16 protein-coding genes and 1 riboswitch are annotated in these 14,452 nt (G+C 38.3%); of the genes, 1 reads left to right on the forward strand and 15 read right to left on the reverse strand.

Going from position 1 to position 14,452, the window contains the following annotated elements; all coding sequences use genetic code 11:
• Window positions 1-57: 57 nt before the first annotated feature.
• Together G4Z02_RS08670 and G4Z02_RS08675 are read right to left on the reverse strand one after the other, a co-directional pair.
• The gene (locus tag G4Z02_RS08670; RefSeq protein ID WP_258877623.1) at window positions 58-1,113 is read right to left on the reverse strand and encodes a BMP family lipoprotein; all 1,056 of its coding nucleotides are present in this window, start codon (window positions 1,111-1,113) and stop codon (window positions 58-60) included.
• Window positions 1,114-1,247: 134 nt separating this feature from the next.
• A complete protein-coding gene (locus G4Z02_RS08675) occupies window positions 1,248-2,921 on the reverse strand; it encodes a ribonuclease J (RefSeq protein WP_258877624.1) in 1,674 nt (557 codons plus the stop codon).
• 144 nt (window positions 2,922-3,065) lie between these two features.
• On the opposite strand from G4Z02_RS08675, the gene recU reads away from it, so the two are divergent.
• On the forward strand, window positions 3,066-3,647 hold the full coding sequence (recU, locus tag G4Z02_RS08680) for a Holliday junction resolvase RecU (RefSeq protein WP_258877625.1): 582 nt from the start codon (window positions 3,066-3,068) through the stop codon (window positions 3,645-3,647).
• A gap of 16 nt (window positions 3,648-3,663) precedes the next feature.
• Here recU and G4Z02_RS08685 read toward each other — a convergent pair whose 3' ends face one another.
• The 13 genes from G4Z02_RS08685 to G4Z02_RS08745 form a co-directional block, all read right to left on the reverse strand.
• Window positions 3,664-4,890 carry a sugar phosphate nucleotidyltransferase gene (locus G4Z02_RS08685; RefSeq protein ID WP_258877626.1) on the reverse strand — a complete coding sequence of 409 codons (1,227 nt, stop codon included), beginning with the start codon at window positions 4,888-4,890 and terminating at the stop codon, window positions 3,664-3,666.
• A gap of 1 nt (window position 4,891) precedes the next feature.
• A complete protein-coding gene (gene glgA / locus G4Z02_RS08690) occupies window positions 4,892-6,316 on the reverse strand; it encodes a glycogen synthase GlgA (RefSeq protein ID WP_258877627.1) in 1,425 nt (474 codons plus the stop codon).
• Window positions 6,317-6,417: 101 nt separating this feature from the next.
• Entirely contained in the window at window positions 6,418-6,981 is a 564-nt protein-coding gene (locus tag G4Z02_RS08695; RefSeq protein ID WP_258877628.1) for an energy-coupled thiamine transporter ThiT, read from the reverse strand.
• A 49-nt stretch (window positions 6,982-7,030) separates the two neighbouring features.
• A riboswitch (TPP riboswitch) is annotated at window positions 7,031-7,139 on the reverse strand.
• Between the two features lie 39 nt (window positions 7,140-7,178).
• A complete protein-coding gene (locus tag G4Z02_RS08700) occupies window positions 7,179-7,541 on the reverse strand; it encodes a hypothetical protein (protein WP_258877629.1) in 363 nt (120 codons plus the stop codon).
• Between the two features lie 83 nt (window positions 7,542-7,624).
• Window positions 7,625-8,929, reverse strand: coding sequence for a pyrimidine-nucleoside phosphorylase (locus G4Z02_RS08705; RefSeq protein ID WP_258877630.1), 1,305 nt, complete (start codon window positions 8,927-8,929; stop codon window positions 7,625-7,627).
• Window positions 8,930-8,981: 52 nt separating this feature from the next.
• Complete coding sequence (locus tag G4Z02_RS08710) at window positions 8,982-9,857, reverse strand: DMT family transporter (RefSeq protein ID WP_258877631.1); 876 nt, start codon at window positions 9,855-9,857, stop codon at window positions 8,982-8,984.
• 78 nt (window positions 9,858-9,935) lie between these two features.
• Window positions 9,936-10,763, reverse strand: coding sequence for a lysophospholipid acyltransferase family protein (locus G4Z02_RS08715; RefSeq protein ID WP_258877632.1), 828 nt, complete (start codon window positions 10,761-10,763; stop codon window positions 9,936-9,938).
• A complete protein-coding gene (locus tag G4Z02_RS08720; RefSeq protein ID WP_258877633.1) occupies window positions 10,764-11,240 on the reverse strand; it encodes a dihydrofolate reductase in 477 nt (158 codons plus the stop codon).
• Window positions 11,237-12,118 (reverse strand): thymidylate synthase, encoded by an 882-nt coding sequence (gene thyA / locus G4Z02_RS08725; RefSeq protein ID WP_258877634.1) that lies wholly within the window; start codon window positions 12,116-12,118, stop codon window positions 11,237-11,239. Before thyA ends, G4Z02_RS08720 begins: the two co-directional genes overlap by 4 nt.
• Window positions 12,115-12,381: a hypothetical protein gene (locus G4Z02_RS08730; protein WP_258877635.1), complete on the reverse strand. Its 267-nt coding sequence runs from the start codon at window positions 12,379-12,381 to the stop codon at window positions 12,115-12,117. Before G4Z02_RS08730 ends, thyA begins: the two co-directional genes overlap by 4 nt.
• A gap of 99 nt (window positions 12,382-12,480) precedes the next feature.
• Window positions 12,481-12,828, reverse strand: coding sequence for a single-stranded DNA-binding protein (locus G4Z02_RS08735; protein ID WP_258877636.1), 348 nt, complete (start codon window positions 12,826-12,828; stop codon window positions 12,481-12,483).
• A 177-nt stretch (window positions 12,829-13,005) separates the two neighbouring features.
• Window positions 13,006-13,569 carry a LemA family protein gene (locus G4Z02_RS08740; protein WP_258877637.1) on the reverse strand — a complete coding sequence of 188 codons (564 nt, stop codon included), beginning with the start codon at window positions 13,567-13,569 and terminating at the stop codon, window positions 13,006-13,008.
• A 3-nt stretch (window positions 13,570-13,572) separates the two neighbouring features.
• Entirely contained in the window at window positions 13,573-14,448 is an 876-nt protein-coding gene (locus G4Z02_RS08745) for a DUF3137 domain-containing protein (protein ID WP_258877638.1), read from the reverse strand.
• Window positions 14,449-14,452 lie beyond the last annotated feature (4 nt).

The following is a 14,452-nucleotide window of genomic DNA, read 5'->3' on the forward strand; positions in this document are numbered from 1 at the left end:
TATAAAAAAATCAAGCAACCATTGTGGTTGCTTGATTCATTTCGTAAACTTTAACGACTACTCATCCAAACGAGATGGAACAGTTGGAGCAGTATAAGTACCAGCTAATAAACCAGCTTTGTACGTAGCAACTTGATCAACAATTGCTTGTGATAAGTTTGGATTTACAAGTGGTAATCCAACACCATCATTGCTTAAGTCGAATACTAAGATTTCTCCACCAGGGAATTCACCTTTGTAAGTAGCAACGGCAACATCGTAAGCAGCAACGTCAACGCGTTTCATCATTGATGTTAATACAGCTGACATTTCACCTTCATAGATTCCGTCTTCGTATTGGTCTTTATCGACACCAATAACCCATACGTCTTCATCGTTTGCACGACGACTTTTCGCTTCATTAATGACACCGTTTCCGGTTCCACCAGCAGCGTGGAAGATGATGTAAGCACCTTCACCGTATTGTTTTACAGCAAGAGCTTGTCCAGCAGCAGCATCTGAGAATGATTCTGCATAATCGACTAATACGGTCATTGTTGGATCAACAGCCCATACACCAGCTTCGAATCCAGCTTCGAATTTTTGGATTAGGTCAAAGTCCATACCACCAATAAATCCAACTGTGTCTTCTCCAGCTTCTTGTGCTTTTAATGCAGCAGCAACACCAACTAAGAATGATCCTTCATTTTCAGCGAATACAGCAGATGCAACGTTTGGAGCATCAACAACCATATCGATGATTAAATATTTTTGTGCAGGATAATTCGCAGCTGATTCAATTAATGCATCTTCGAATAAGAATCCAGGCATAACGATTAAGTCTAATTTTTCATCACTGAATGCACTAATATTTGGAATATAGTCAGCATCGGATGAAGATTGAACATAACGATATGCGCTTTCAGGTAACATTAATGTTTCTGCAAATAATTCGACACCTTCCCAAGTACCTTGGTTGAATGATTTATCATCAATACCACCGGTATCGGTAACAAGTCCGATTTGGAAGTAACTATTAAATTCTTCCAATGTTGCTTCTTCTTCAGTTCCATTACATGCAGCTAAAGCAAACACGAATAAAAATGAAGCAAAAACTAATAATAATTTTTTCATGAAATCCTCCTAATATTTTTTTAAACTACATATATTATATGAATAATTAACCTAATTGTAAAGACTTTTTACGTTATTTTTACAATTTATATGAGCGATTGCTCAAATAAAAAAAACGACTATTTAAGCCGTTTTTATACTTGTGTATCGATTAAAACTGGGATAATGATAGGCTTTCTTCGGGTTTCTTTATATAGGTATCGACCAAGTTGTTCGCGCAATGCATTTTTAAATGTTCGCCAGTTGACATATTTACCATTTAATTCATTCGCACTGACCAGATAGAACTTATCAGTAATTCCTTGAATCAATTCCTCGTTTTCTTTCATAAAGACAAATCCGCGACTTACCACTTCAGGTGTACTGACAACTTTTTTCTGTTTGGGATCAATGTTTGCGATAATCAAAACGACACCATCTTGTGCTAGCATCTCGCGATCACGCAGGACTACATCGCTGACATCACTATCTAATATTCCATCGACTAAAATATCACCATTATGAACTTTTCCAGTTATATTAACCACTTTTCGATTGTTGATTTCAGCTACTTGGCCATTGTCTAGCATCAGGATATCATGATTATGATAACCTAGAGATAATACAATATCTTTGAGCGCATACTGATGTCTATACTCGCCAATTACCGGAACGATGTATCGGGGATTAAGGATGTTTATTAAGAGCTTTACATCCTCACTTGAAGCATGGTTTGGTGGTAAAATATGTTTGCTTACTTTAATAACATTGCATTCATTTCGATATAGAATATCCATCGTTCTAGCAGCGATTCGCTCTGTACCAGGAACCGGTGGTGTCATCAATAACATCGTGTCAGCTTCATTAATATGAATCAACTTATCCAACTTCTTCACCATCCGCTGAACCATGTAAAATGGTTCGTGACGATCCCCAGTGACCAGTACCACTGCATTATGTAATTCATTCTTATTTTGATCATCAATAAAACGTAAGTTAAGTAGTTTTTCTTCTGGTATTTTTAAGTATCCTAAATTGACAGCAATATCAACCGTTCGTTGTGTTTTACGGCCAATTATAGCGATATCACGATTATGCTTCAACGCAATATCAATCACTTTTTGGATACGCACCAAATCGGTTGAAAACGCCGTGGTGATTATTCGTCCTTCAGCTTGATTAAACGCTTGGTTTAGAACGTAATCAAGATTGGCACTACCATGTGTGTATCCACTTCGTTCGCTTCCAAGTGATTCGGTTAATAACGCTAGTATTTCCCGACCTGCAATCTTACTTAGTTTGGCAAAGTCGGTTTTATAACACGACTGTACATTTTGATCAAACATATAATCTGGGGCATAGACAATGGAACCATCCTTGGTATGAATTGCAATTCCCATACTTTCTGGTATACTGTGTGTCACACCAAAGAAATCAACTTGAACAGGTCCAAATTGCAATGTTTTCTTCGCAGTTACTTCATGGAATGTATACGCACTCGTATCCAGTCCTTGATCTTCCAAGCTATCTTTTAAAACGGCTAGTGTAAAATAGGATGCATAGATTGGTAACGGTAATGTTTTTAATAGTTTTGGTACAGCACCAATATGATCTTCGTGACCATGACTTAAAAACAATCCGACAATCCGATCTTTGTTATCTTCTAAAAATTGTGTATCTGGAATAATGGAATCCACACCATATAGATCATTACTTGGGTATTTTAATCCAGCATCGAGGACAAACAAATGTCCATCGATATCGACACAGTACATGTTCTTTCCATTTTCCCCTAGTCCTCCTAGGGCAAACAGTTTTATTCGAGCCATACTGCACCTCCTTTTCATATCACACATATTATACCATACCTTCTTCTAATAACATCCGCTCGTTCACTTTTTTTCATTTTTTTTACATTTGATTTCATCGTTTTTATGATCGAAATGTGATATACTGTTTTCGAGGTGATCCTAATGGTCGGATATCCGAATCAGAAGAAAACATTCACACGTCGGAAACAAAGCACATCCAATCGTGGTATGAAGTTTGAACAGATCATTAATGAATCTAACGAATACTATAAAGAACACGATATCGCCGTGATTTATAAAAAACCAATACCGATTCAGATTGTAAAAGTGGATTATCCATCACGAAGTGGCGCTGTCATTACCGAAGCGTATTATAAAGTACCATCGACGACAGATTACAATGGAATTTATCAAGGATATTACATTGATTTTGAAGCCAAAGAAACGCAAAATAAAACGAGTTTCCCATTGTCCAATATCCATCCACATCAAATCGAGCACCTAATGCAAGTTGCAAAACATGGTGGAATCAGTTTTATCTTGGTTTACTGGAAACATAGTGATGAAATCTATTTATTAGAAGCCAAGCACGTACATAATTATTTCATTCGCTCCAAAAAAGGACGAAAATCGATTACCTATGACGAAATGCAACAAAAAGGACATCTGATACCCGAAGGATTTGCTCCACGCGTACCCTATTTGGATGTCGTTACATATCTTATTCAACAAAAAAAGGCATAAAATGCCTTTTTTATTTTTATCGTAGCGTACTTCCCGGTTCAATGATTTTGTCTGTAAAGGTGGCACTGGAGAAAATACGACAATTGCGGGTAATCACTGTTCCTGCTGGAATCTTGACATTCGCTGCAACGGCATTGACACCACTACTCATCAATTTCGGATTGTCTTTGTTTGGCGTCAAATCAGATCCATCACCAATGATAACATTTTCTTCAATCACACACCGTTTATCAATGATTGAATGTTCAATATATGCACCCGGTTTGATTTCGGTATCATTTAATATCACCGAATTGATGACGGTTGCTCCTGGATGAATTATGACACCTGGGGATAAAACTGATTGTTTGACAGTACCAGCAACAATGCATCCATTCGATAACAAGGCTTGAGATATTAAGGCTTTACTACCAACTTTAACGCTTGGTAGTTCTTCACTTTTGGTGTAGATACGCCAACTGCGATCGTACATATCCAGTGGAATTTTGTCGACGGTATTGGTTAACTCGATATTGGCTTCGACATAGGAATCAAAGGTTCCTACGTCTTTCCAGTAGTCATCAAACACATAGGTATAGAGGTCTTCGGTTTCCAATAAATGAGGGATGATGTGTTTTCCGAAGTCCAAATTCGGGTCTTCTACAGTAGTGATTGCATCGAGTAAGACATCGGTATCAAAGACATAAATCCCCATCGATGCAAGATTGCTTTCTGGTTTCGCTGGTTTTTCATCAAAACGGGTAATTTTATGATGCTCATCACTGGTTAAGATTCCAAAGCGATGGGCATCTTCCCATGCGACCGGTTGCACAGCAATCGTACATTTGGAGTTGTTTTCAATATGAAAATCAATCATTTTTTGATAGTTCATTTTATAGATATGATCCCCTGATAAAATGAGAACGTATTTCGGGTTCCGACGTTTAATAAAATTGATATTTTGCAATACTGCATCCGCGGTTCCACTATACCATTCTTTATGTGGTTGAAGCAACGTTAAACTCGAATCACGACGGTCGAGATCCCAGGGTTTTCCCACACCAATGTGTTCATTTAAGGATAGTGGTAAGTATTGAGTTAGGATCGCAATATCATAAATTCCGGAGTTGGTACAATTACTAAGAGCAAAGTCAATAATGCGGAACTTTCCGGCAAATGGTACGGCGGGTTTAACGCGTTTTTCAGTTAAAATATCGAGACGACTTCCGCGTCCTCCGGCTAATATTAGGGCTAATGTTTCCATATTATATCTCCTTTACATCGTGGTACAGGGTAATGTATTTTTTGGCGGATTCTTCCCAACTGAAATCCTGTTCCATACAGCGTTTCACAAGATCTTTCCAACTGCGTTGATCGCCGTATACTTCGAGAGCATTATTGATTGCATAAAGCATATCTCCAGCATCATAGTTTTCAAAACCGAATCCAGTCCCTTCCCCGGTATACTTGTTGTAAATCTCAATCGTATCACGGAGTCCACCGGTTTTACGGACAATTGGTACGGTACCATATTTTAAGCTAATTAATTGGGCAAGTCCACAAGGTTCAAATCGACTAGGCATTAAAAACATATCGACACCTGCGTAGATTTTGCGCGCCATTTCATCGTTATATCCAATATAGACTCCGACTTGCTCTGGATAGTTTAATCGAAGATTATTGAAGTATTCTTCAATAGCATAATCGCCACTACCAAGCAGGACAAATTGGATTTCATCATTGGCAATCAACGGTTCTAAAACCTCCATCACCAGATCAAATCCTTTGGCTTCGGTGAGACGCGATACCATCCCAATCATTGGACGTTTATTCCGTGCTAATTGATAATATTCGCGTAAGGTCTCTTTATTGGTACGTTTTCCTTTTACATAGTTGTAGAGGCTATAATTGTAAAATATTTTGGAATCGACTTTTGGATTAAAGACATCGTAATCAACCCCATTGACAATTCCACGTAAGCGATCGGTTCGTTCGCGTAACACTGAATGCATTCCGTATCCAAAATAATCATATAAGATTTCATTGGCATAGGTTTCACTGACGGTTGTAACATAATCGGCAGTTACAATGCCGCATTTTAAGAAATTAATGACATTTTCAAATTCAAGTGCACTACTATATTCGACATCCAAATACGGCATTAACTCTTTGCTGAAACGCCCTTGATACGCGATGTTATGGATGGTCATTATGGTTTTTATTGATGCATATTTCTGTTTATTACGATATTTTTGTTGCAACAAGTACGGAATTAATCCACTTTGCCAATCATTGCAATGGATAATATCTGGATAAAAATCAATTTCTGCTAACATTTGCAGTACGGCATTGTTAAAAAATCCATATCGTTCCCCATCATCATAATGGCCATAAAGTGTATTTCGATAGCCAAAATAATACTCATTATCAACAAAATAAAAGGTTACGCCATCATAGACAGTCTTCTCAATTCCTGCATATTCTTTCTTTGGTCCAACGACAACACGGTAATGACATACAGGTTCCAATAAATCATGATATTTTTCTTTGGTCCACATGTGTTTCGGCACAACGACACGGGCATCCACACCGAGTGACGTGAGTGCTTTAGGCAAGGAACCTAACACATCTGCTAATCCCCCTGTTTTGCTAAATGGTGTTGCTTCACTTCCGACAAATAATACCTTCATGTATACACCTCCACTTCTTATTATATAATACCAAGTACAAACAAAAAAGGGTAAAATCAAGAAACCTTTTTCAAATAAAAGAAAAGCACAATTGTGCTTTTCTATGCTTCTAATATGTTTGCTTTTTCAAGTCGTTCAAACATAAGTAGCCCCGTGATGATGACAAGAATCATGGATGGTCCAATATAATAGATATTATACAAGAATGAATACCACCAAGGATTTGCAAACTCCTCAGGTGTAAATCCTAAAATAAAATCAAAGATAACTACTCCGCTTATATAGTGGAATACAAATCGCAATAGGACGCCAATAACAACCATGACGACGAAGGATGATTTATTTTTGTCCATGAACTGGAACACAAGTGCCCCAAGACCAATAACACCAAAGGCAAAGATATAGTCTAAAAATAAGCTAGCCCAGTGCCACAGTTTCGCATCGAGTAATAGATTTAACAAGGAGTAGGTAACTCCAGCGATAATTCCATCTTTCAATCCGTGACGGTACACAATAATGAAAAGAGGGAGCATACTGAGTGAAACTCGACCTCCGTAGGGCATTTCCAAAATAGGAAAGAATGCTGCAATACCAGTGAATATTACTTCAAGTACAACAGCCAGTGAGACCAAAATTGCAATCTCTGTTAATTTGCTAGTGTTCATATATTTCCTCCAAATAAAAAGTTGTCCACAAAATCGGGACAATCTACTTTGGATGGAATAAAATTCTTCCTCCGCTGGCATTATCCAGATCAGGTTAGGTCTATTCTAGTAACAAGAATACTCTCAGCCTAGTTCTCTAAGCTCCCCCGATTTTATGGTACTTAAATTGTAGCATAGTTTATATAAATATACAATGATTATCCAGTATAGGTACAAGATGCTGTACTAAGTAACATGATGAACAAGAGGACATAATAAAAGATAAAGGCAATAGGCGATGTTAAAAACGTTGTAACACTACGCCATATCGTTGCGGTTTCGTCGTTCTTGCGAACGGAGATATAATACTTGATCATTCGTACTAACGACACAAAGAAATAGATAATTGTCGATGCAATTAGTATTACTACAATAGATGAAAAAGCTCTTGATATCTCACGAATCATATCGTTAACATAATACATTACTCCAAGAATAACAAATCCAAACCCCACAATACTTAAATAGATTCGAAATAGCAACCGTTCCCAGTGCATAAACGTTGTATGCTCTTGATCCATTCTATCACCTCTTAGGGTTAGTATAACAAGTTTGAATACAAAACAATATCATTATGCAATAAAAAAAGACTGCATCAGCAGTCTTAAATATCCTCTTTTGTAATGATTTCATAGATGATTGGTGTTTTGTCCACATGATCTTTGGAAATGGTATATGCTTGTTGTACTTCGGCAATGATATCGTCGATGGATGATGTGTTCGTATAGATGGATGCGAGAACATCTCCTTGATCCACGTAATCGCCAACCTTCTTATGAAGTTTAATGCCAACATCCGGATCGATAGTATCTTCTTTTGTCGCCCGACCAGCGCCTAGTTTCATTGCCGCAAGGCCGATATCTAAGGCTTTAATCGATGCTATGTATCCACCTGTATCAGCATGGACGGATACAATATCTTTTACGTGAATAAACTGTTCAAGATCCGGTAGTTTTCCGCCCTGTGCTTGCAAGAATTCCAACTGTTTATCGTGTGCATGCTTATTGGTAATTTGCTGTTGCACCAATTCTCGAGCAGCATCAATACTATCGGTAATTTTTGCACTATAGACCATGTAACTCCCGATTTCAACGCAAAGGGTAGTAAGATCTTCTGGCCCTTTTCCCTGTAATGTCTCTAAGGCTTCCACAACCTCTAATTTGTTTCCAACGGTGAATCCAAGAGGTTGGTTCATATCGGTAATGAAGGCGACAACTTCTTTACCAACTTCAGTTCCAATACCAACCATGACTTTACTTAGTTCTTTGGCATCTTCCAGTGTTTTCATGAACGCTCCGTCACCGATTTTCACATCCAAGACGATCACATCACTACCACTGGCCAGTTTTTTACTCATGATACTGGATGCAATCAGGGGTATACTTGGTACCGTTGCTGTCACATCCCTTAGTGCATAGAGTAATTTATCAGCCGGACAGACATTGGCAGTTTGTCCCGCAACAGCGATACCGATATCATTCACTTGTTTCGAGAAATCCTTCGGATCAATTGCTATCGATAACCCTGGTATACTTTCTAATTTATCCAAGGTTCCACCGGTATGCCCTAACCCGCGACCACTAAGTTTCGCTACTTTAGCTCCTGCTGCTGCAACCAAAGGACCCAAAACGAGGGTCGTTTTGTCACCGACGCCACCAGTACTGTGCTTATCGACTTTAATTCCTTTAATCGCCGACAAATCAATGGTTTCACCACTGTGTAACATCGCCATTGTTAATGCGGTCGATTCTGCAGTTGTCATCCCATTGAAATAAATCGCCATCAATAACGCACTAATTTGATAATCAGGAATATCTTTTGCGACGTATCCTTCAATTATAAAATTGATTTCTTCTGTGGTTAATGCATGTCCATCGCGTTTCTTTTCAATTAAATCAACTATACGCATATGTATCACTCCTTGCGATACTATTATAACATATTTGGGGTAAAATTAGAACTTATAAAAACAGCAAACTAACACCGATTAAAGCAACAATCGAACCAATGATTTCAATCGCATTTACCCGCTCTTTGAAGAGGATTAATGAGAATGGTATGATAAAAATAATGTTCATTTGTGAAATCGTTGTGGCAATACCTAAACTGGTATATTGAAGGGCTAGCAAACTGGATGAAACACCAAGAAATGGTCCAAAGATAGAGCCGATAATGATGAAAACAAGGGCTCGTTTGTTGAAGAAAGCTTGTTTGATATTTGGCCAACGTCGTTGCATAGTAATAATCAGTGCAAAACCAACAATGGCTGCAATGATCCGTATTTGGGTGGCAGCAAACGCACTATAATCCCCCATACCAATTTTACTGAACAAAAGTCCAACGGCTTGGGCAACAGCACCAATCATTGCAAATAGTGCTCCTCGCATCCTATGTGGATGTCGTTCATGATCTTCTTCTTTATAGATGACAACGAGAATAATTGCTGCTATCGTAATTGTCATCCCAATAATGTTTTGAACGGATAAATACTCATCAAAGTATAGGAGTCCTAATATCGCTGTGATGGGTGGAACCATACTATAAATAACAAGTGATATCCTCCCACCAACATCAACAAACGCTTGAAACAAAAAGTAATCACCAATGACAAAACCAATCACACCACTCAAAAGCATCCAGTTCCACGTATGGGATGAGGCATCGATTGGAATCATGTACCCGCGTGTTATATAGAGAAAGATCGAGATAAAGACAAAACCAAAAAGCAAGCGAATAAAGTTCACCGATAACGATCCAACTTTCTTCCCTGCGGCTTCAAATGATAATACGGTAAAAGTCCAACAAAACGCAGTACCTAAAGAAATCAGTTCACCCATAGTCGTTTGTCCTTTCAAATTCTACACCAATTATATAGTAGAAGGGAACAAGAGTAAATAAAAAAGAGGGATTTCCCTCTATTTTATCGTTTGTTCAAAGATGTTGAGTTGTTGCTGAATGCGTTCTTTAACAAGATCACTTAGTTCATGTGATGATAAGTCCTTATATTCTTCGTATGGTAGTAAAGGATGTACATGAAGATGAATTTTGTAACGTCTCCATGGAATGGATTTAAAGATTGTACAGGCATTGTATTGGGTTACAATCACGATATCCGCTTTCGGTTTCATCGCTAATTTGAAAGCTCCCGGTTTAAACTCAATCATCTCGTTTCCAAATGATCGTTTCCCTTCGGGGAATATCCCCATCGACATCCCTTGTTTGTAATGTTTGATCCCATCAATAATCGTACGGGCGGCACTACGATCGGCTTCACGGGAGATAAACACATTCCCTAGGATTTCCATCCATTGCCCGAAGATTGGCATCTTCTGTAAGGCTTCTTTCGCCACAAAACTCAGAGGGAGATTCTTGAAGACGGGCTTAATAATTAAAATGTCATAATTCTCTTGATGGTTTCCAACGAGGACAAAATGATCTTCTGGGATATTTTCCTGTCCAGACACAATGACTTTTGTCCGGATCAAATGCAATCCCAAACGCAATAAACTATTCGCGATGCGATGGTTGGTGATATTTGTTATCGGATACTTCTGACGAAGCAATCCCAAAATTTTTAGGATACATAATTGGGTAATGAAACTAACGATGAACCCGATAAGAATCGATAGTACAACAAACAAATACCATACGCCATTTGTTGGATCAAACCATGGTCCCGGCAGGAGATACAAGAATCCCAAGGCATAGATCAACATAAAGACATAGTAGCTTAAAATAAACATTTATGTTGCCCTCCTTTCATAGACACAAAACCGTAGTTCCCCTCGAACTTGTTCTTGAACGAGATTGTATTTTGAATAATCAATCTCGCTAAAGTAGACATCACCATCATAGTCTTTATCGATGTGCGTAATGTATAATCGATCCGCGATATCCAGTGTAATATCATAGATGACTTTTCCCCCAATGATAAAGATATCTTGGTCTTTGGGAAAGTTCTTCAAATAAGAAATAATATCATCCGTTGTTTCAACTCCCGGATACTGATATCCCGAAAGGGTTGCGATCACGCTCGTACGATTGGGCAATGGTTTACCGATATAACCCAAGATGGATTGAAAGGTAGCTTCGCCCATAATGACAGTTTTATTGAGAGTGGTTCTCCTAAAATACTCCATATCCTCTTTATAGTGCCAAGGTAGTTCATTGCCCTTACCGATCACGTTGTTTCGGGCAATGGCGACAATCAGATTAATCATACCGATACCTTCGCTTTTATCAATGGATGGGGATCATATCCAACCAGTTCAAAATCGCTATAAGTGAACGCGTCAATCGCCGTGACTTTCGGATTGATCTTCATCGTCGGTAATCGTCGTGGTTCTCTGGATAATTGGGTGTGAACTTGTTTAAAGTGATCATTATAAATATGGGTATCTCCCAAGGTATGAATGAAATCACCAACATCGAGATTGCAGACTTGGGCAACCATCATCGTTAGCAAGGCATAACTTGCGATATTAAACGGGACTCCTAAAAAAACATCCGCACTTCTTTGATACAATTGGCAAGACAATTTACCGTTGTTAACATAAAACTGAAACATCATGTGACATGGCGGCAAAGCCATGTCTGGAATCATTGGTGGATTCCAGGCATTGACGATAAGTCGTCGGGAACTGGGGTTGGTTTTGATCGTATTAATCACCTCTTGTAATTGATCGACAAACCGTCCGTCAGGACCATCGAAATGACGCCATTGGTGACCGTATACAGGACCTAATTCACCGTGTTTCGCTGCGAAATTGTCGTCGTGTTTAATCTTTTGGACAAATTCCTGCAATGTTTCCCCACGATAATCCTTGTGTTTTGTAAATGCTTGGTAGGGCCATTCGTTCCAAATTCGAACGTTATGATCTACAAGATATTTAATGTTAGTATTCCCCGAGATAAACCACAATAGTTCATGAATAATGGATTTTAAATGCACTTTTTTGGTTGTTAATAGAGGGAATCCTTCGGATAGATCAAAACGCATTTGATAGCCAAAGGTACTGAGCGTTCCCGTCCCAGTTCGATCGGTTTTTACCGTTCCGTTATCTAATATATGTTGGAGTAAATCAAGATATTGTCTCATTCTTCTTCACGTCGCTTTCCTTGGATGAATTTGATGACTTGTTTTAAGAATACGGCAATCGCCAGAATAATTGGGATCGTTGGTGTGAATGGTCCAGCCCAAAATGCAACATAGGCAAACCCTAGTCCATACAGGTAATCATTTTCCGTGATAATTGCATAATAAACAAACAACCATAATGGAATATAGAATATGATTGCTGCTACCAATATATAGACAAACATGTCTTTGACAAAGATGTTTTCTTTTAGCCATTTTTTCATTGTATCACCACGTTATAAACTTCGTTGTTATTATATCAAAAAACAACCAAATATGAAAATTAAAAGTAAAATAAAAAAGAAAGTGTTGATCCACTTCCTTTAGGTTGTTGCACTTCCATTGTCTTTTTTGGTATTGATAAAGGTAATTTTCTCAGCGATGACCTCAGGATAACTGAAGGTTTTTCCCTCCTCATATTCATAATAACGCTGGGCCAAACGTGCTTTCACACCCACAACACTACCCTTCTTACAATATTGTACGGTATTCTCAGCAATGCCACTCCACAGCGTACAGGCAATAAAATCCGTATCGTATTCTCCGGTCTCAGCATTCTTATATCCGCGTTGAATCGCTAGGGTAATGGTGGTTACATTACGACCATCATCTAATGTTCTCAGTTCGGGATCATATACCATTCGTCCTACTAAAATAACTTGATTTAACATACTTCCTCCTTTTTGATGTAGTGTACTATATTGATTGCTTGAAGGCGATTGTCGTTTGATAAACAGTATCCATACAAAAACACAGAATTTTCGAAAATTCTGTGTTGATTGTCAGGATTCAAGAGAATAAAACAGATAATTCATCTGTTTTTCTCACATTACGCTTATTTCGTAAAATTAAAAACTTATGTCAACGTCTTCTCGTTTTGCGGCTTCTGCTTCAAAGAATTCTTTTTTCGTCATTTGAATCATTCCGGCAACAATACTAGTTGGGAACGTGACGATTCGCGAGTTAATCGTTGAAACATTCGCATTGTATAAACGTCTTGCTGCTTGAAGGTGTTCTTCGACATCGGTAATGTTTTGTTGTAGATTTAAGAATGATTTATCCGCTTTGAGATCGGGGTAGGCTTCGACAGCTACATTGATCCCAGATTGGATTCCATTCATTTTTTCCATGAACTCTTGTTTTTGCTCCATGGTCAAGTTCTTTGGTAAGCCAGCACGCCATTTGGTGACACTTTCCAATGTTTCCTTTTCGTGTTTGGCATATCCTTTTACAGTGTTTACTAGTTTTGAAAGGACATCAAAGCGCTTGGTTAAAGCAACGTCGATTCCACTATCGGCTTCTTCAACTTTTACTTCCAGTTGACGTAATGAGTTCATGGTACCGATGTACCATACAACAATCAATAATAAGACAACAGCAATAATAATGACTACAGTTACTCCAGGTGGCATAATTTACACTCCTTTTTTGAATATATTTTGGTTTAGTTTTAGTTCTGTTATAACGTCTTTGATGACGAATAAATCACGTTGAAATTCGTCAAATATATGTTGATCCAATTTGCGGAACATTTGAAGTTCAAATGTGTCCCGGAAATTGTTGATCCCAATATACAGGTGATTATCAATGAATGAGAAGCGAATGTTACCACGATTGTTTTTTTCAAAATCGAGCAATGCTTCCATAAAATGTGGCGTTAGGACATAAAATGCCGAATGATCGTTTGTCGCATAGGTCTTAAATTTTTTATTAAATGCAATACTCTCGAGTTGGACTTTGTTGTATCCCCGATTCACACGGGGTCTACCGTTTTCCAAAACTTGTAAAAATCCATCGAATGGTTTGTTGAAATCAAACACGAACACACGACCAAGGAAATACGTTTCGTAGTATACTCTTGTTCCGTTTTTGGTATGTTGAACGTGGCGTTCTTCCAGTTTGACATCGCTGGATATAAAATCGACACCTTCCATCGAACCACTTAAGAAGTCTTCAGAATGAAAGCGATCAGCTCGTTTTAAGAATTCGGTCGAATACACCGCATTTTGGGAGAGCCCCCGATGCGGATCAAAGTGGCCATTATCAACAAATTGTTCGACAAGACTGGTGACGACTTGAACTTTGAATTGTTTACTGAGACGGTTGAATTCACTAAAACCGATTCCAGCTACAATGAATCCGGCAATTCCTACAGGTATTGCAATGAAGATAAGAAATTCAATACCGGCGAGAAACAGCAAGACAGCAAGTATTATTAGTGCCCCACCAATGTAGACCTTTTTTTCACTCTTTGATTTTTTTGTAACGTATTGCTCTAAGTTTGTATTCATATAT

The organism is Candidatus Xianfuyuplasma coldseepsis (genome assembly GCF_014023125.1).
Classification (GTDB): Bacteria; Bacillota_I; Bacilli_A; order Izemoplasmatales; family Izemoplasmataceae; genus Xianfuyuplasma; species Xianfuyuplasma coldseepsis.